Origin of the sequence: Lichenifustis flavocetrariae (assembly GCF_026130545.1) — a bacterium.
Lineage (GTDB): Bacteria > Pseudomonadota > Alphaproteobacteria > Rhizobiales > Beijerinckiaceae > Lichenihabitans > Lichenihabitans flavocetrariae.
In genome coordinates this window covers 195960-213563 of the sequence record NZ_JAMOIM010000007.1, presented here as the reverse complement: position 1 = coordinate 213563, position 17604 = coordinate 195960, and the positions used below count along the sequence as shown (strand labels likewise).

14 protein-coding genes are annotated in these 17604 nt (G+C 65.5%); 9 read left to right on the top strand and 5 right to left on the bottom strand.

Annotated elements, in window-relative coordinates:
• Positions 1-48: 48 nt before the first annotated feature.
• Positions 49-1134, bottom strand: a complete 1086-nt coding sequence (locus M8523_RS12970; protein WP_282585289.1) for a glycosyltransferase family 4 protein — start codon at positions 1132-1134, stop codon at positions 49-51.
• Positions 1135-1635: 501 nt separating this feature from the next.
• Between M8523_RS12970 and M8523_RS12965 the strand changes: the two genes are divergently transcribed.
• Complete coding sequence (locus M8523_RS12965; protein WP_282585288.1) at positions 1636-2028, top strand: VOC family protein; 393 nt, start codon at positions 1636-1638, stop codon at positions 2026-2028.
• 94 nt (positions 2029-2122) lie between these two features.
• Here M8523_RS12965 and M8523_RS12960 read toward each other — a convergent pair whose 3' ends face one another.
• Positions 2123-2683 carry a TetR/AcrR family transcriptional regulator gene (locus tag M8523_RS12960; RefSeq protein ID WP_282585287.1) on the bottom strand — a complete coding sequence of 187 codons (561 nt, stop codon included), beginning with the start codon at positions 2681-2683 and terminating at the stop codon, positions 2123-2125.
• 176 nt (positions 2684-2859) lie between these two features.
• On the opposite strand from M8523_RS12960, the gene M8523_RS12955 reads away from it, so the two are divergent.
• From M8523_RS12955 to M8523_RS12940, 4 genes are all read left to right on the top strand, one after another.
• Positions 2860-4341 (top strand): HlyD family secretion protein, encoded by a 1482-nt coding sequence (locus tag M8523_RS12955; RefSeq protein WP_282585286.1) that lies wholly within the window; start codon positions 2860-2862, stop codon positions 4339-4341.
• Positions 4338-5915: a DHA2 family efflux MFS transporter permease subunit gene (locus M8523_RS12950; RefSeq protein WP_282585285.1), complete on the top strand. Its 1578-nt coding sequence runs from the start codon at positions 4338-4340 to the stop codon at positions 5913-5915. The genes M8523_RS12955 and M8523_RS12950 overlap by 4 nt, the downstream gene beginning before the upstream one ends.
• A 1-nt stretch (position 5916) precedes the next feature.
• Positions 5917-7530 (top strand): efflux transporter outer membrane subunit, encoded by a 1614-nt coding sequence (locus M8523_RS12945; protein ID WP_282585284.1) that lies wholly within the window; start codon positions 5917-5919, stop codon positions 7528-7530.
• Between the two features lie 81 nt (positions 7531-7611).
• The gene (locus M8523_RS12940; protein ID WP_282585283.1) at positions 7612-8484 is read left to right on the top strand and encodes an MBL fold metallo-hydrolase; all 873 of its coding nucleotides are present in this window, start codon (positions 7612-7614) and stop codon (positions 8482-8484) included.
• A 133-nt stretch (positions 8485-8617) separates the two neighbouring features.
• Here the strand turns inward: M8523_RS12940 and M8523_RS12935 are convergent, their stop codons facing one another.
• Complete coding sequence (locus M8523_RS12935) at positions 8618-9007, bottom strand: hypothetical protein (RefSeq protein ID WP_282585282.1); 390 nt, start codon at positions 9005-9007, stop codon at positions 8618-8620.
• Between the two features lie 221 nt (positions 9008-9228).
• On the opposite strand from M8523_RS12935, the gene M8523_RS12930 reads away from it, so the two are divergent.
• Together M8523_RS12930 and M8523_RS12925 are read left to right on the top strand one after the other, a co-directional pair.
• A complete protein-coding gene (locus tag M8523_RS12930) occupies positions 9229-10170 on the top strand; it encodes an ABC transporter permease (RefSeq protein WP_282585281.1) in 942 nt (313 codons plus the stop codon).
• Positions 10167-10988, top strand: coding sequence for an ABC transporter permease (locus M8523_RS12925; RefSeq protein WP_282585280.1), 822 nt, complete (start codon positions 10167-10169; stop codon positions 10986-10988). The genes M8523_RS12930 and M8523_RS12925 overlap by 4 nt, the downstream gene beginning before the upstream one ends.
• Before the next feature lie 101 nt (positions 10989-11089).
• Here M8523_RS12925 and clpB read toward each other — a convergent pair whose 3' ends face one another.
• Positions 11090-13717, bottom strand: a complete 2628-nt coding sequence (gene clpB, locus M8523_RS12920; RefSeq protein ID WP_282585279.1) for an ATP-dependent chaperone ClpB — start codon at positions 13715-13717, stop codon at positions 11090-11092.
• Positions 13718-14017: 300 nt separating this feature from the next.
• On the opposite strand from clpB, the gene aroC reads away from it, so the two are divergent.
• Positions 14018-15106, top strand: a complete 1089-nt coding sequence (aroC, locus tag M8523_RS12915) for a chorismate synthase (protein WP_282585278.1) — start codon at positions 14018-14020, stop codon at positions 15104-15106.
• 72 nt (positions 15107-15178) lie between these two features.
• Positions 15179-16480: a 3,4-dihydroxy-2-butanone-4-phosphate synthase gene (gene ribB, locus M8523_RS12910; RefSeq protein WP_282585277.1), complete on the top strand. Its 1302-nt coding sequence runs from the start codon at positions 15179-15181 to the stop codon at positions 16478-16480.
• A gap of 15 nt (positions 16481-16495) precedes the next feature.
• Here the strand turns inward: ribB and M8523_RS12905 are convergent, their stop codons facing one another.
• Complete coding sequence (locus M8523_RS12905) at positions 16496-17440, bottom strand: histone deacetylase family protein (RefSeq protein WP_282585276.1); 945 nt, start codon at positions 17438-17440, stop codon at positions 16496-16498.
• Between the last annotated feature and the right edge of the window lie 164 nt (positions 17441-17604).

The following is a 17604-nucleotide window of genomic DNA, read 5'->3' as shown; positions in this document are numbered from 1 at the left end:
GACGCCAGTGGCCGCTTTCAGTTATCGAGGTCGCGCGCGACGCCAAGGTCAGGCCGCGCGGCCTCGGTCCAGGAAGGCGCGGGATTGGGTGCGGTAGAGCGCCATCGTATCGGCCACGAATGCCTCGAGGCCGAAGACTCGCGACCTGTTCTCGGCCGCGACCGCCATGTCGGCCCGGAGCACCTCGTCGGACAGGAGGCGCCCGATCGCCGCAGCGAAAGCCTCGGCATCATGTGGGTCCACGAACAGGGCCGCGTCGCTCCACATCTCGCGCAAGCTCGGAATGTCACCGAGGACGAGGGCACAGCCCGCCTGCGCGGCTTCCAGCACCGACAATCCAAACGGCTCGTAAAGAGCCGCCGAGACATAGATGGGGCGCTCAGCCAGGTTGCGGCGGATCTCCGGTTCCGGCAATGAGCCTAGGTTTTCGAGATATTTGAGATCGATCGATCCCGCCGACGGGGCCTCGGTCGGGCCGGCGGCCCGGAACGGCGCGGTGGTCAGGGCCGCGACGCGGTCGAGGATCGCGATGTTTTTGCCCTCGTCCCACAGCCGGCCTGCGGTGAAGACCGCCTCGACGGGGGCGGAGGCGGAGGTCTCCTCGCGCACCGGGGCACGGCCGTTGTGGATGACCTCGGGCAGATGGTCGAGCCCGTAGGTCGCCTGTGTCGTTTCGGCGAAGGCTCGGCTGGGGGCGACCAGCAGGCCCGCGGCCCGGTAGCCACGGGAAACCGCTTCCTTCTGCCACGCTAATTCCGCCGGAAGCGGCGTTCCTTTCACGGCCTGCCACCACGTCGCCGTGCAGGAATGACAGATGCCGATCACAGGCTGGTCGAATGTCACGTCGGCGGCCAGTGCGGGATGATTGAGATGAACCAGATCAACCGCCTCGCGGCGGGCCAGGGCCGCCAAAGCCTCGCCGGCCCGTGCCAGCTCGCCCGCATCCTTGGCGAGCCATTCGGGCGCGTGGCCGAGATCCGTCACCGTCAGACCGGCTTCGGTGGCCGAGGCATGTCGGGTGGCGTCGAGCGCCGGGCCCAGCACGGCGATATGGACGCCCACGCCTTGTCGCGCGAGTTCACGTCCGAGGTCGAGCGCATAGGTCCAGATGCCGCCGACGGCATCGGCTGTCATCAAAAGCTTGGGGCCGGTGTGGGACATCAGCAAAAGGGGCAGGAGGCCGGTTCGAGGTCACGAAGCGGAACGGGCCGCTCGTCTTGAAGAGCGAGGATATCTGTGAGTTGCGACGCGTAGACTGCGGCGTCGCGCAACACTCTCACGTCGCCGCGTTTTCGGGGTGCAGGGCAGTCGATCGAGCTGGTGCGCGCGAAATCCCGGGAGGGATCATTTGGAGCGACTCTCACGATGACGCCATCACCTCCCGTAGCCAGCCTGATGCTAGGTTAGCCCAGGCTGGCCCGCAAGCCAAGCCGCCCCACCCATCGCATCGCCGAGGGACAGCGCGGGGCGCGGTAAATTGAAGAGCCTCAGGGCAATGTGAGCGTGTCGCACCACGGTAAGCCATGTCACGAGATCGGGAAACCAAGCGGGTATCACTCAGGTTCCTGGTTGGGCTTTTCTCACCTCATCGTTGCGACCCCGAAATGGCCCTCGATCACAAGGAGGAAACGCCTCATGCTCGACCATGTTTCCATCACGGTCTCGGATCTCTCCGAAGCCGAACGTTTCTACGATGCGGTCTTGCTCGCGCTCGGCGTCAGCAAGGTCGGGTCGGACCATGCGGACGCCTGGATCGGCTATGGAGAACGTTGTGATGCCGGGCATCCGGACCGAACCTATCTGTCCATCCGGCTGGGACCGAAGCCCGACGATGCGCCTCGGCGTCATTGGTGCTTCAAGGCCAGCACGCGCCAGGCGGTCGATACGTTCTGGCATGCCGGCCTGGCCAACGGCGGGGCCGACAACGGACCGCCGGGCCTGCGGCCGCAATATCATGGCGCGTATTATGCGGCGTTCCTGTTGGATCCTGACGGCAACAGGATCGAAGCCGTTTGTCACAGGCCGTGAGCGCGGCCTCTCGCGGGCCCAACACGGACCAAAGTGTCGGACAGCCGCGACCCTCGGGAGGGTGGCGAAGCGGACTTTGGGCGGTCGACGCCGATCAACCGTAGTAGTTGAGGAACATCGCCACGGCTTCGTCCACCCTCTCGCGGATCTCGGCGGGAGTGAGAACAGGCGGGTCGTGCAGCGTGAGGTTCACCATATGCAGCGAACCCACCACCGCCGCCAAAAATATGTTGGCCGCAAGCGCCGCGCTCCGGCCATGAAACTCGCCGCGCGCGCGGGCCGCCTCCAAATATTCGGCGAGGCGCTTGCGTGTCCTTTCGGGCCCGGACGCGAAGAAGATGCGTCCGAGATCCGGGTCGCGCGGTGCCTCGGAAATGACGATCCGTAGGAGGCACATCACCTCAGGCCCGCTCATATGGGTGAGAAGGTTCGTGCCGAGATCGCGCAACACCTCGGCCATGGCATGCGGCCGGTCGAAGTCGGCGTCGAGCTTCTCGCGCAGCAGTCTCGCCCGGTTTCCGACCACCTCGGCGAAGAGGTCTCCCTTGCTGCCGAAGTGGCGGTAGAGGGTTTCCTTCGAGGCGCCGGCCTCGGCGGCGACGACCTGCATGGTCGTGGCTCCGAAACCACGCATGAGGAAAACCCGTTCCGCCACGACCACGATCTCGCGTCGCCGGCGTTCACCGCGTGCTACGGGTGAGGCGTCAAATTGTGGACGATCGTCAACGTCTCTTGACACCAACACCCTTAACAATTCATTAACCGAACTGGGCGGTACGGGTAATAGTGTGCCGCCTTCTCGAAGTCGCAGCAAGTCCCGGATGATCCTGCATGGCGAATAATGCCGATCGCGATGACGAGGGGGATGAACCAAACACGCGTCGTGGCCGGCGCGGGCGCGACGTCATCGATCTCGGCAAAGGGGACGACAGAGGGCGGCGCAGCGGTCGCTATCGCGACGATTCCGATGAGGATGATGCCGACGACCGCGCTGAGCCGCGCGCCGATCGGGGTACCCGCAGCGACGACCGTCAACGCCGAGGCGAATCAAGACGGCGGGACAACGATGATCGCGATGACAGCCGCGACCATCGGGACGAGCGAGACGACGATCGGCGTTCCGAGGGAAGGAAGACCGAAGACAGCTCCGCATCGAGCCGCGACACCAAGCATGGCGAGGCGACGTCCGATGCCGACAAAGGATCGGCCGACAAAGGATCGAAGGACAAAGACAAGTCAGGCCAAGATGAGGCCGCGGCCGCGCAGGAGAGCCGGCGCAAGCGCAGACCTCTCATCATCGGTCTGGTCGCCGTGGTGGCCCTGCTGGGGATCTTGGGCGGCGTCTACTATTGGTTTTCCCACCGTTTCAAGGTCGGCACCGACGATGCCTACACGGACGGCAACACGGTCTCGATCGCGCCGCAGGTGTCGGGCTTGGTCGTAGCGCTCGAAGTGAACGACAATCAGTTCGTTCACAAGGGCGACGTGCTGATCCGGATCGATCCGCGCCAATTCAACTACGACCGTGAACAGGCGCAGGGCACGCTCGATTCCAACAATGCGCAGATCGCCAACCAGCAGCTCGGCGTCGAGATCGCGAAGAAGAATTTCCCGGCTAGCCTGCAGTTGGCGAAAGCCAATCTCGAATCGGCGCAAGCCAATCTTCTGCTGCAGAAGTCCAACTACGACCGCCAGAAGAGCCTGCCCAGACAGGCCACGACGCAGCAGGAGGTCGACACCGCGACCTCGAACTACCAGCAGGCCCAGGCCCAGGTCGACCAGGCCGAGGCGCGTGTCGTGCAAGCCGAGCCCGTGCAGCAGAACATCGGCCAGTCGCAGGAGCAGGTGAGCCAGCTGCGCGGCCAGGCCGAACAGGCCAAGGGGCGCCTCGACCAGGCGAACCTCAACGTCGAATGGTCCGTCGTGCGGGCGCCCCAGGATGGCTGGGTGACCCGGCGCAATGTGAACACCGGCAATTATGTGACCTCCGGCACCCAGATCATGTCGCTCGTCACCACGGATGTGTGGGTCACAGCCAATTACAAGGAAACCGAACTCGACGGCATGCGCCCCGGGCAGCAGGTCACGATCTCGGTCGACGCCTATCCGGATCTCGATCTGCGCGGCCATGTCGACTCGATCCAGCACGGATCGGGCTCGAAATTTTCGGCTTTCCCGGCCGAGAACGCGACCGGCAATTTCATCAAGATCGTGCAGCGCGTGCCGGTCAAGATCGTGATCGATAGCGGCCTGAAGCCGGACGAACCGCTGCCGCTCGGCATCAGCGTCGTTCCAACCGTGATGCTGAAGTGAGCAGCGCAGCGGCGGCCGCCTGGACCCCACGCTTCAACCCGTGGCTGATCGCCGTCGTCGTGACGATGGCGGCCTTCATGGAAATTCTCGACACCACCATCGTCAATGTGGCGCTGCCCTATATCGCCGGCACGCTCGCGGCCTCGAACGACGAGGCGAACTACGCGCTGACCTCATATCTCGTGGCGAACGGGATCGTGCTCACGGTGTCGGGCTGGCTCAGCGATACGATCGGACGCAAGCGCTACTTCATCATCTGCATCGCGATGTTCACGGTCACGTCGTTCCTGTGCGGCATTTCACAGAGCCTCGGGCAGATCGTGGTGTTCCGCCTCCTCCAGGGGTTTTTCGGCGGCGGCCTGCAGCCGAGCCAGCAAGCCATCATTCTCGACACGTTTCCCGCAGCCAAGCGCGGCGCCGCCTTCGCGGTCACGGCCATCGCCACCATCGTGGCGCCGGTGCTCGGACCGACACTCGGGGGCTATATCGTTGAACACTCGACATGGCGCTGGATCTTCTTCGTCAACATCCCGGTAGGTATCCTGGCCGTCTTCCTCAACGGGCTCATGGTCGAAGACCCGCCGTGGGAGAAGGAGAAGACCAGCAGGCCCAAAAGGGGCATCGATTATATCGGCTTGTCGCTCATCGTGCTGGGGCTGGGCTCGATGCAGTTCATGATCGATCGCGGCGAGGACGATGGCTGGTTCGGCTCGCCCCTTATCGTCACCTTGGCGATCTTTGCCTTCATCGGCATCTTTGGCGCGATCTGCTGGCTGCTCACCGCCAAGCACCCGATCATCAACCTCGACGTGTTCAAGGACAAGAACTTCACCATGGGCTGCGTGCTGATCGGTGCCATGGGCGGCATCCTTTACGCCAGCGCGGTGCTCATCCCGCAATTCGCGGAGGGAACACTCGGCTATCCGGCCATCAACGCGGGGCTGATCCTGTCGCCGGGCGGCATCGTGGTGATCATCCTGATCCCCATTGTGGGGCGGCTGATGAAATTCATCCAGACGCGCTTCATCGTCATGTTCGGCTTCGCCCTCATGGCATTCGCGCTGATGTATTCGAGTTTTCTCACGCCCTATGTCGATTTCGGCACGCTGGTCTTCATGCGAGCCTTGCAAACAGCGGCGCTCGGATTTCTTTTCGTGCCCATCTCCACCATCGCCTATCTCACCTTGCCGCAACGTTTTCGCAGCGACGGCGCGGCGCTGTTCTCGATGTTTCGCAACGTCTCGGGTTCGGTCGGCATCTCGCTCTCGTCGGCCGCCGTTGTCGAGCGCCGGCAGAGCGACCAAGCTCACCTCTCAGGTTTCATGACGCCCCTGCACCAGGGCTACAACGACTACATCGCCAAGAGCGAACAGACCCTGCGGACACTCGGCCGGGCGGCCGCCGGGGTGCACGACGCCGCCGTGTCGCACACCTACCAGACGTATCAAACCCAGGCCGCGATCCTCGCCTATGGCAATGTGTTCCAATACACGGCCGTCATCGCGGCTCTGGTTGTGCCCCTGTGTTTCTTCATTTCCGCCAAGAAGGCCGAAGGCGGCGGGGGCGGACACTGAGATGATGAAGTCTTTTCGATCCATGCGTTCGTGGCGCGCGTCTACCGCACTTTTGGGACTGGCTATTCTTGGTCCCGCGCTGCCAGGCTGCACCGTCGGCCCGGATTTCGTGGCGCCGTTGCCCCAGATGGCCGAAAGCCGCACCTTCCTGGACACGGGCACGCCCGTGCGTACGCCGCTCCCGGTGCTCAAGGGCACGACTTCGGCGCCCCCCGACGTCGATTGGTGGCGCGTGTTCCGCGACCCGATCCTGACGCGGCTCGAAGCCCGCGTGGCGGATCAGAACCTCGACGTCCGCACGGCGACCTTCCGGCTCGCGGAAAGCCGGGCGCAACTCGGCACCGCGGCGGCGGCGGCCCTGCCGACCGTCAATGGTGTCGCCAATATCTACCGTCAGCAATACAGCCAGAACGGGATCGTCAGTAAGGTCACCGACAGCGGCGCTGTCCCGGCAAGCCTGACGCAGGGCCTCGGAACGCCGTTCGAGAGCTACACGGCCGGGTTCGACGCCTCCTGGGAGCTCGACCTCTGGGGCCGCGTGCGCCGCTCGGTCGAGGCCGCGGGGGCGGAGGTCGATGCCTCGGCCGAGGCGCGCCGCGACACCCTCGTCTCGAACCTCGCCGAGCTTGCGCGCGACTATGTGCAACTGCGCGGCACGCAGGACATGATCCGCATCGCGCGGGCCAACATCAAGGTGAACCAGGAGATCCTGGACGTCGTGCGGACGCGCCAGCAGCGCGGCCTCGTCACGGGCCTGGATACATCGAGCGCCGCCCAGCAGGTGGAAGCGATCCAGGCGCAGCTGCCGCAATTGCAGCAGCAGGAGATCCAGCAGATCAACGCCATCAGCCTGCTGCTGGGCCAGCCGCCGCTCGCTCTGTCTCAGGAGCTGATTGCCGATCGCGCGGTGCCGCCGTCGCCGCCCCGCGTGCCGATCGGCGTCCCGTCCGATCTCCTTCGGCGCCGGCCGGACATCCGGCGCGCGGAAGCCGAGCTTCACGCGGCTGTGGCGCAGATCGGCGTCGCGGTGGCCCAGTTCTTCCCGACCGTGACCATCACCGGGAGCCCTCAGTTCAATGCGCTCGACCCCGGGAACGTCTTCAAGGCGAGCTCGCTCCAGTACATGAATGTGGGGCCGAGCGTGTCGATCCCGATCTTCGAGGGAGGCCGGCTGAAATCCAACCTCGTGCTGCAGGAGGCTCGCCAGCAGGAGGCCGCCGTGACGTATCAAAAGGCCGTGCTCCAGGCCTGGCACGATGTCGTCAACGCGCTGGCCAGCCTCAAGGGCGACCAGGGCCGCAGGGCACTCTTGCAAAGGCAGGTCGCCGATGCCCAGCAGGCGCTCTCACTCGCGCGGTCCCGCTACACCCAGGGCGTCGACAATTTCACGACCGTTCTGCAGAACTCGCAGACGTTGCTGCAGGCGCAGACGAATCTGTCGCAGGCCACCACCGGCATCTCGACCGATCTTGTGGCACTTTACAAGGCGCTCGGGGGAGGCTGGGAAAACGCCTTCCCGGAGGGCGGCAAGTCCCTGCCCCCATTGCAACCGACGGATGCGCTGTTCGTGCCGCAGCTGCCATCCGCCAATCCCCAAGCGCCGTCCGTGAACTAGCGGGCGCAGCGGGGGCTACATGTGTTCGGGCAGGTAGGCCGCACCAATCTCTGTCCCTGCATAATCTTCTTGGAGTCCCCGATGACAGACCAACCCGACGTTCAAGCTCCTTCACTCAACCGCCGCAAGGTTGGCGATTTCGTCGTGACCTATTTGAGCGACGGCTTCCTCGACGGCTCATTCTCCTACCTCCAGGGAATCGACGCCCATGATGCCGCCAGCATGCTCGAAGCCGCTCACCGGCCCCCGCTCCCCCACATTTCTATCGCCAGCTTCGTCGTGCAGGGCGGAGGGCGCACCATCCTGATCGACTCCGGGACCGGCGGGTTTTCCGGCTGGGGCGGGCGTTTCCCGGTCGCTCTCGCGGCGGCCGGGGTCGAACCCGACAGCGTCGACACGATTCTGATCAGTCACGGCCATGTCGACCATGTCGGCGGTCTGACGCTGTATGGGCAACCCTTGTTCAAGAACGCCGATGTCGTGGTCAACGACACCGAGCTTAAGTTCTGGCGCGACGACACGATCATGAATTCGGTTGGCGAGGACGCGAAACCCTTCTTCGTCGCGGCCCGCACGGCCTTCGACGCCTATGAGAGCCGATTGCGGCCGGTGTCGGGCGGCGAGGTCGTGCCCGGCATCTCGCTCGTGCCGCTCCCCGGTCACACGCCGGGACATTCCGGTTTCCACATTTCGTCCGGCAAGGACAACCTGCTGATCTGGACCGACATCGTCCACATGGCCGATATCCAGGTTGCCCGGCCCGAGGTGACGATCGGCTTCGATGTCGATCCCGATCAGGCGCGAGCCACCCGCATGAAGGTGCTGGATCAGGCGGCGAGTGACCGGCTGTTGATCGCCGGCATGCATCTGAACATGCCGGGCTTCATGACGATCGAGCGGCGCGGCAATGGTTATGCCAAGGTGGACATGCCCTGGACGCCGGCCCTGCTGTGACGGGCTTCGACCGCCGCCGCAGTCGCGATGGCGTGGAACATTTCGGAAGACAGTGAGGCCTGCGGCGGCTCGGCTCCTTCCGCCCGGACTTCGGCCGACACGTCAACAGGTCGTCGGCCGTAGGCGGGCTGGTTCAGGGCTTCGGCACCACGACCGGGATACAGTCTTTGGCGGCCACACGAGGCGCGATCCGTCGACGAGCGACAGTATGGTGTCGGCGCGCGTGGCGAGGGGGCGCCGCCACCGCGATTGCCACCGAGGCCGACACTGCCGCCGCGTCCTGCGCGGCCGCCTCGGCCTTGGCTTCTTCAAGGTCCCGCCATCTGAGACCGAGCGGCACGGCGTCATCACCGTGCCAATAGGGGCGGTCCGGGCTCGACCCCGGGCGGTTCACGTCGCCGCCGTAACGATGGAACGAGAAGATCGACCAGCCGCCCTCGTCATCGAACCACTGCGCCCGTGCCGGGACGCTCTGAAGCGCGACAAAAGCCGCGACGGCACCGGAAAGCGCGCTGCGTTTCACCCGTAAATCCTCATGCGGCAATGCCGGTTTGGCCGGCACCCGCACAGTCGCACAAACAAGGTTTCCCAATCGTTGACGGACCGGACAGGCGTGTCCTCGATCCGCCCTGAGACGTTTCAATGCCGTACTTGGATGGACAGAGCCGATCCGCCGACCGATAAAGCGCCGACGCTTTCGCACCCGGAGATCCGCGCCTGTCGCCCGGAACCCAGCCGTCCTCGTTGCCGCGCATTCTCGGGCGTCGGCTGTTGTCCGCGGCCGTGACGCTGTTCGGCGCGTCCCTGGCGGTCTTCGCGGTGCTTGACGTGCTCCCCGGCAATGCCGCCGCGATCCTGCTCGGGACCGCGGCGCGGCCCGACACGATGGCCGCCATGGCCCATCAACTCGGCCTCGACCGCCCCGCTTACCTGCGCTACGGCAGCTGGATTGCGGGAGCTGTCTCGGGCGATCTCGGCTACTCCGCCGCCTATGGCGTGCCGGTGCGCGGGCTCATCCTGGAGCGCCTTGCCGTGACGCTTCCGCTTGCCGCCATCGCGCTCACGCTGGCGGTGTCGATCGGCGTGACGTTGGGGGTTCTCGCGGCCGGCCGGGCGCATCGATGGCCCGACCGGGCTGCCTCCACGGCGGCACAACTCGGCATGGCGGTGCCCGATTTTTGGATCGGCATCATGCTGATCCTCGTTTTCTCAACCACGCTCCGCTGGTTTTCGGCCGGCGGCTTCGGCGGCTGGGACGATCCGGCCGCAGGCGTCCGATCGCTTCTGCTACCGGCGGTCGCGCTGGCGCTGCCGCAGGCGGCGGTGCTGAGCCGCGTCACACGGGCGGCCGTGCTGGAGGTTCTGACGGAGGATTTCATCCGGACCGCTCGGGCCAAGGGCGTGAGCGCAGGGCGCGTCCTGTGGCGTCACGCGCTCCCGGTCGCCATCATGCCGGTGCTGACGATCGTCGGCCTGCAGGTATCGTTCCTGATCGCCGGCGCCGTGCTGGTCGAGACCGTGTTCAACCTGCCCGGCCTGGGGCGGCTCGCCTATCAGGCGCTGGCTCAGCGCGACCTCGTCGTCATGCGGAGCGTCGCGTTCCTGTTCGCGGCCCTGGTGATCGGCGTCAATATGCTGGTCGACCTCGCGCAGCCCTGGCTCGATCCGCGTCTTCGACGCGGATGAGGCGCGTGACCGCGTGGCGCTCGGGCCTGCTGCCCGGCGCCCTGATCACCGGCACCTTCGTCGGGATCGCCATCCTGTCGCGGATCTGGACCCCTGAACCGCCGACCCGCATGCGGATCGCCTTGCGCCTGAAGCCGCCGCTCGCCTCGGGTCTCGCCGGCACGGATGCGCTCGGCCACGACATCGTGTCCCTGCTGATGGCGGGGGCCTGGAACTCGCTGACGATCGCCGGCGCGTCGATTGCGCTCGCCCTGATCGTCGGGGTTCTGCTCGGCACCACGGCCGCCGCGATGCGCGGCTGGCTCGGCCAAACTCTGATGCGCGTCGCCGACCTTCTGTTCGCGTTCCCGGCGCTCGTCTCGGGGCTGATGATCGCGGCCCTGATCGGACCTGGCGCCGGGACGGCCATCCTGGCGATCGCCGTTTTCGCTGTTCCGGTCTTCGCGCGTGTTTCCTATTCCGCTGCCGTGACCGTCTGGGCGCGGGATTTCTGTCTTGCCGCCACCATGGCGGGACAGAGCCGCTTCGGCATCACCCGCGACCATATCCTGCCCAACATTGCCGGCACGCTCGCGGTGCAGGCCGCCGTACAGCTTGGCCTCGCGATCCTGGTCGAGGCAGGCCTGAGTTTCCTCGGCCTGAGCCTGCCGCCGCCAGCCCCGAGTTGGGGCCGGATGCTGAACGAAGCCCAGACCTACCTCGGCCAGGCTCCGTGGATGGCCATCGCGCCAGGTCTGGCAATCGCCCTCGCGGTGCTCGGCTTCAACTTGCTGGGCGACGGGCTGCGGGATCGGCTCGATCCGCGCCGGACGTTTTGAACGCCGCGGGCGCCTCCATCACAGGGCCTCTGAGACGGCAACCTCTTACGGAGGCACCCTCCACCGAGCCTACAAGCGGCTTGATCGATGGTTCGTGCCCCTTAGTTAAGCATCCGCTTCGGCATCGGAACGACCGTCGAGGGCTCTTCTACATCGGCCGCGCCGATCAGCAGACGGGCGTTTCCGGCCGTGACCGTGATCGTCTCGCCATCATGCACCGACCCGGACAGGATCTGCTCGGCCAGCGGGTCCTGCACGGCCTTCTGGATCACCCGTTTCAGCGGACGGGCTCCGTAGGCGGGATCGTAACCCTTCTCGGCCAGCCATTCGCGGGCCTTCGCATCGAGTGCCAGCGTGATCTTGCGATCGGCCAGCAGCTTGTCGAGGCGGCCTAGCTGGATATCGACGATCGCGCCCATGTCCTCCCGCCGCAGCCGGTGGAACAGGATGATCTCGTCGACCCGGTTCAGGAACTCGGGCCGGAAGTGGCTGCGCACCACGCCCATCACCTCGTCCCGCACCTCTTCGACATCCTCGCCATCTTTCTGCAGCGCCAGGAACTCGGAGCCGAGGTTCGAGGTCATGATGATCAGAACGTTGCGGAAATCGACCGTGCGACCTTGGCCGTCCGTCAGCCGCCCGTCGTCGAGCACCTGGAGCAGGACGTTGAAGACGTCGGGATGTGCCTTCTCGATCTCGTCGAACAGCACGACCTGATAGGGCCGTCGACGCACCGCCTCGGTCAAGGCGCCGCCCTCGTCATAGCCCACATAGCCGGGCGGTGCGCCGATGAGGCGCGAGACCGAGTGTTTTTCCATATATTCCGACATGTCGATGCGGACCATCGCGGTCTCGTCGTCGAACAGGAAGCTCGCGAGCGCCTTGGTCAGCTCCGTCTTGCCGACGCCCGTCGGTCCCAGGAACATGAAGGAGCCGATCGGCCGGTTCGGGTCCTGCAATCCGGCGCGGGCGCGCCGCACGGCAGTCGACACCGCATGCACGGCTTCAGGCTGTCCCACAACGCGCTTGCCGATGGCGTCTTCCATCTTGAGGAGCTTGTCCTTCTCGCCCTGCAGCATCTTGTCGACCGGCACGCCAGTCCAGCGCGAGACGATCTGGGCCACGCGGTCGGGTGTGACCGCTTCATCGACGAGCCGGTCCTGTGACGCGCCCTCGACCTCGGCGAGCTTGCGTTCGAGGTCCGGGATGACGCCATAGGTCAGCTCTCCGGCGCGCTGATACTCGCCCTTGCGCTGCGCCTGGACGAGTTCGTTGCGCGCCGCGTCGAGCTGCTCCTTGATCTTGGTCGCCGAGCCCAGCTTGTCCTTTTCAGCCTTCCAGCGGACCGTCAGCGCATCGGATTGCTCCTGCAGGTCGTCCAATTCGCCTTCGAGCCGGAGAAGCCGGTCGCGCGAGGCCTGATCGGTTTCCTTCTTGAGCGCCTCCTGCTCGATCTTGAGCTGGATGATGCGGCGGTCGAGTTCGTCCAGTTCCTCGGGCTTCGAATCGACCTGCATGCGGAGCCGTGAGGCGGCCTCGTCGATCAGGTCGATGGCCTTGTCGGGAAGGAACCGGTCGGCGATGTAGCGGTTCGACAGGGTCGCGGCTGCCACGATCGCGCTATCGGCGATGCGGACGCCGTGATGCAGCTCGTACTTTTCCTTCAGGCCGCGCAGGATCGAGATCGTGTCCTCGACCGTCGGTTCGGAGACGAAGACGGCCTGGAAGCGCCGCGCCAGGGCCGCGTCCTTCTCGACATGCTTGCGGTATTCTTCGAGCGTGGTCGCGCCGATGCAATGCAGTTCACCGCGGGCCAGGGCTGGTTTCAGCAGGTTCGAGGCATCCATGGCCCCGTCGGCCTTGCCGGCACCGACGAGCGTGTGCATCTCGTCGATGAACAGGATGATGTTGCCTTCGGCCGCCGTGACTTCGGCAAGCACACCCTTCAGCCGCTCCTCGAACTCGCCGCGATATTTCGCCCCCGCGATAAGCGAGCCCATATCGAGCGCCATCACCTTCTTGTCGTTCAGGCTTTCCGGAACGTCGCCATTGACGATGCGAAGGGCCAGGCCCTCGACAATGGCGGTCTTGCCGACGCCGGGTTCGCCGATCAGCACGGGGTTGTTCTTGGTACGGCGGGACAGGACCTGGATCGATCGGCGGATCTCCTCGTCACGGCCGATCACAGGATCGAGCTTGCCGGACCGCGCCGCCTCGGTGAGATCGCGGGCGTATTTCTTGAGCGCGTCGTAGCTGTTCTCGGCCGACGCGTTGTCGGCTTTGCGGCCCTTGCGGAGATCCTCGATCGCCGCATTCAACACCTGCGGTGTGACACCCGCGTTGGCGAGCAGCCGGCCGGCGTCCGTGGTCTTGTCCATGGCAAGCGCAAGCAGCAGCCGCTCGACCGTGACGAAGCTGTCCCCGGACTTCTCGGCGATCTGTTCCGCCTGATCGAAGAGCCGTGCCGTCGCGGGGGAAAGATAGACTTGGCCGGCGCCCGAGCCGCCGACCTTGGGCAGCTTGGACAGGGCCAGTTCGGTCGCGACCAGCGCATCGCGCGAGCGGCCGCCGGCCCGGTCGATAAGGCCTGACGCCAGGCCTTCCTTGTCGTCGAGCAGGACTTTGAGCAGATGCTCGGGCGTGAATTGCTGATGCCCTTCACGCAGGGCGAGCGTCTGCGCCGACTGGATGAAGCCTCGCGCTCGCTCGGTGAATTTCTCTGGGTTCATGGTCTTCCTCCAAAAGCCGTTCGCGTCCCGAAGCGACGCAAACTTGCGATAGTGGTCCGGTGCCGCAGGGCCACCGATCGAGCCAGAGATGGGGTGGGGGCCGAGATTGCGGAAGAGGGGGAAGGCGGCCGATGATGCCTTTTTGCAACATCGATCGAGTCTGTCCGACCGGAGGTCAGCCGTTCGTTGGACCGCTCCGCTTCCCACCTCTCGGGCAGCCCGCTATAGCGTTGCCCGGAAAGGCCGCATCTTGCTGATGACCCGTGTTCGGCGTCGGCCTGCTTCGAACCAAGCGATCCCATGTCCCACAACAGCTTCGGCCATTTGTTCCGTGTCACGACCTTCGGCGAAAGCCATGGGCCGGCACTCGGCTGCGTGGTGGATGGTTGCCCGCCGGGTCTGGCGCTCGATGCGGATGACATTCAGGGGTTTCTCGATCGCCGCCGGCCCGGCCAATCCCGCTTCACCACGCAGCGCCAGGAACCGGATCGGGTGAAGATCCTGTCAGGCGTCTTCGCCGACGGGCCTGACGCGCCGCAACTCACCACCGGCACACCGATCGCGCTGATGATCGAGAATGTCGACCAGCGTTCCAAGGACTACGGAGACATCAAGGACAAGTACCGCCCGGGTCACGCGGACTTCACCTATGAGGCCAAATACGGCATCCGCGATTACCGCGGCGGCGGCCGTTCCTCCGCCCGCGAGACGGCGGCGCGTGTCGCGGCTGGCGGCGTCGCCCGCAAGGTGATCCCCGGCGTGAGCGTGCGTGGCGCGCTCGTGCAGGTCGGACCGCACCGCATTGACCGGAGCCGCTGGGACTGGGCCCAGGTCGATCAGAACCCGTTCTTCTGCCCCGACCCGGAGGCCGCGGTGCTCTGGGCCGATTATCTCGACGGCATTCGGAAGGCGGGCTCTTCGGTCGGTGCCGTGATCGAGGTGGTGGCGGAGGGTGTACCGGCCGGCTGGGGAGCGCCGGTCTACGGCAAGCTCGACGCCGACCTCGCGGCGGCGCTGATGAGCATCAATGCGGTGAAGGGCGTCGAGATCGGCGACGGCTTCGCGGTCGCCGAACTGACCGGCGAAGCCAATGCCGACGAGATGCGGCAGGGCAACGCCGGACCGCGCTTCCTGGCAAACCACGCCGGCGGCATCCTGGGCGGCATCTCGTCCGGGCAACCCGTGGTGGCGCGCTTCGCCGTCAAGCCGACCTCGTCCATCCTGACGCCGCGGCAGACGGTCGACCGCAGTGGCGCCGAAACGGACCTCCTCACCAAGGGGCGTCACGATCCCTGCGTCGGCATTCGTGCCGTGCCGGTGGGTGAAGCCATGGTGGCTTGCGTTCTGGCCGATCACTTTCTGCGCCATCGGGGACAAACAGGGCGGTAAACGATTTAGTTTTGCTAAATTTCCTCCGTTATTCAGCTTGGCTAAACTCAGGCGCCCGGCTAAGCTCTGCGCATGAAACTGAGTGACTGGCTGAAAGCCGGCAAGGTCAAGCGGGGTGACTTTGCACGACGCATCGGCGTTACACCGGGTGCTGTGACCCAGATCTGCAACGGTCCCAACGCCTGGATGTCGCGCGACACCGCGGAAGCAATCCTGCGTGCCACCGGCGGTGCGGTCACGCCCAACGACCTCCTCGACGCCCCCTCGACCTGGACTTTTCCGATGAACAACCACCAATCCGTGACTGAGGCCATCGACGCCATGGCGCGCGGGCAGATCGTGGTCGTAACCGATGATGACGATCGCGAGAACGAGGGCGATCTCGTCTGTGCCGCCGGCCATTGCACGGTCGAGATGATGGCCTTCATCATCCGCAACTGCTGTGGCATCGTTTGTACCCCGATGACCGCCGATGAGGCCCGGCGGCTCAATCTTGCCCCGATGGTGGCGGCCAACGATGCGCCGCTTGGCACGGCTTTCACGGTGTCGGTCGATGTGCGGCACGGCCTCACGACCGGGATCTCGGCGGAGCAGCGCTCCAATACCGTGCGGGCGCTCGCCAATGGAAATATGGGGGCGAGCGACTTCGTCCGCCCCGGCCATGTCTTCCCTCTGATCGCGCGCGAGGGCGGCGTGCTGATGCGCTCCGGACACACGGAGGCGGCGGTCGATTTGTGCCGTCTTGCGGGTCTGCCCCCGGTTGCCGTCATCTGCGAACTCGCCAACGATGACGGCACCGTCATGGTGGGCGAGCAGATCGAAGGGTTTGCGCGCAAGCACGACCTCAAACGGATCTCGGTCGCCGACCTCATCGCCTACCGGCAGTCGCGCGAAAAACTGATCGAGCGCGTCGCCACATTTCCGGTGAAGACCGCGATCGGCCAGGTGACCGGCTATGCGTTCCGCACGCCCTTCGATCCCGTGCAGCATTTCGCCTTCGTGCACGGCCGGATCGGCGACGGCCGTGATGTCCCAACCCGGTTGCATCGCGTCGACATCCTCAACGACGTCTTCGGCGATCGCTCGGCCATCAATGGCGCACTTGCGCGCTTCAAGCAGGAGGGCCGTGGCATCCTGGTCTATTTGCGTGACGGTGCCGCGGGCGTGCCGGTCGCCGCGCTGCCGGGCCAAGCCATCGACTCAGACTCTGCCAGGACATCGGAATGGCGTGAGGTGGGCGTGGGAGCCCAGATCCTGCGCGACCTCGGAGTGTCTTCGATCAAATTGCTGTCGTCGAGCGAGCGGGTCTATGTCGGCTTGTCGGGCTTCGGCATCGAGATCGCGTCGACTGAGTCGCTCGACCCGCCGGCCTGACCGCTGCTGCTGGCGTCAGGTGCCGGTTGAGCCGCCCATGAGCTCTGTCACATGTGCCGCGACCGAGGCCGAGAGGCCCTCGAGATCGTAGCCGCCCTCCAGGACCGACACCAGTCGCCCGCCTGAATGACGTTCGGCGAGATCCAGGAAGCGGCGCGTGACCCAGGCGAAATCCGCCTCCACCAAAGCCAGCGAGGCGAGGGGGTCGCGCCGATGGGCATCGAAGCCGGCGGACAGGATGATCAGACCGGGTGCGAAGGCTTCGACATTCGGCACGATCGCATCGTCGACCGCCGCGCGGAACAGGCGACCGTCCGCACCGGAGGGCAGCGGCACGTTGACGATGGTGCCATGCTGGCCCCGTTCACTCGCAGCCCCCGTGCCGGGGAAGAGCGGCATCTGATGTGTCGAGCAATACAGGACATTCGGGTCGTTCCAGAAAATGTCCTGCGTTCCATTGCCGTGATGGACATCGAAATCGATGATGGCGACCCGGTCGATCCCATGCGCAGCGCCGGCATGGCGCGCCGCGATGGCCACATTATTGAGAAAGCAGAAGCCCATGGCGCGCATGCGCTCGGCATGATGGCCGGGCGGCCGCGTCGCCACGAAGGCATTGGCGCACTCTCGTCTGACAACGGCATCGACCGCCGCCACGGCGCCTCCCGCGGCACGGCTGACCGCCGGCCAGGTGCCGTCGTTCATCACCGTATCGCCGTCGATCCGCACGAAGGTCCCGGCCGGCGGCCGATGATCCAGCAGCATGTCGAGATAGGCGGCGGGGTGCGCGCGCTCCACGGCCTCCCGGCTGACCTCCGGCGCCTCCCTGCGCACCAGCGCGGCGAATTGCGGTGCGTCCAGCCGGCGCATGATGGCCCGGATGCGGTCAGGACGCTCAGGGTGTCCTTCGCCCATCTCATGAAGATAGACATCGGGGTGGCTGAAGAGAAGCGTGGTCATAGCCCACCATGCTCAAGCTTAGCCATGTCGCTGTCGCATCTTGGTCACGCCCCTTGGCAATGTGCAGCGTTGTCGTGATGAGATGTCACGGCATTTTGATTTCATCCGTTACATGGGTCATCTTCCACGCCGGAACATGGCCTGGATGAAATTAGGCGGGACGG

Excerpts from the sequence above, each read along its gene's own strand:
- M8523_RS12970 (WP_282585289.1), bottom strand. The coding sequence starts at position 1,134 with ATGACAGCCGATGCCGTCGGCGGCATCTGGACCTATGCGCTCGACCTC.
- M8523_RS12965 (WP_282585288.1), top strand. The coding sequence starts at position 1,636 with ATGCTCGACCATGTTTCCATCACGGTCTCGGATCTCTCCGAAGCCGAA.
- M8523_RS12955 (WP_282585286.1), top strand. The coding sequence starts at position 2,860 with ATGGCGAATAATGCCGATCGCGATGACGAGGGGGATGAACCAAACACG.
- M8523_RS12945 (WP_282585284.1), top strand. The coding sequence starts at position 5,917 with ATGATGAAGTCTTTTCGATCCATGCGTTCGTGGCGCGCGTCTACCGCA.
- M8523_RS12940 (WP_282585283.1), top strand. The coding sequence starts at position 7,612 with ATGACAGACCAACCCGACGTTCAAGCTCCTTCACTCAACCGCCGCAAG.
- M8523_RS12925 (WP_282585280.1), top strand. The coding sequence starts at position 10,167 with ATGAGGCGCGTGACCGCGTGGCGCTCGGGCCTGCTGCCCGGCGCCCTG.
- clpB (WP_282585279.1), bottom strand. The coding sequence starts at position 13,717 with ATGAACCCAGAGAAATTCACCGAGCGAGCGCGAGGCTTCATCCAGTCG.
- aroC (WP_282585278.1), top strand. The coding sequence starts at position 14,018 with ATGTCCCACAACAGCTTCGGCCATTTGTTCCGTGTCACGACCTTCGGC.
- ribB (WP_282585277.1), top strand. The coding sequence starts at position 15,179 with ATGAAACTGAGTGACTGGCTGAAAGCCGGCAAGGTCAAGCGGGGTGAC.
- M8523_RS12905 (WP_282585276.1), bottom strand. The coding sequence starts at position 17,440 with ATGACCACGCTTCTCTTCAGCCACCCCGATGTCTATCTTCATGAGATG.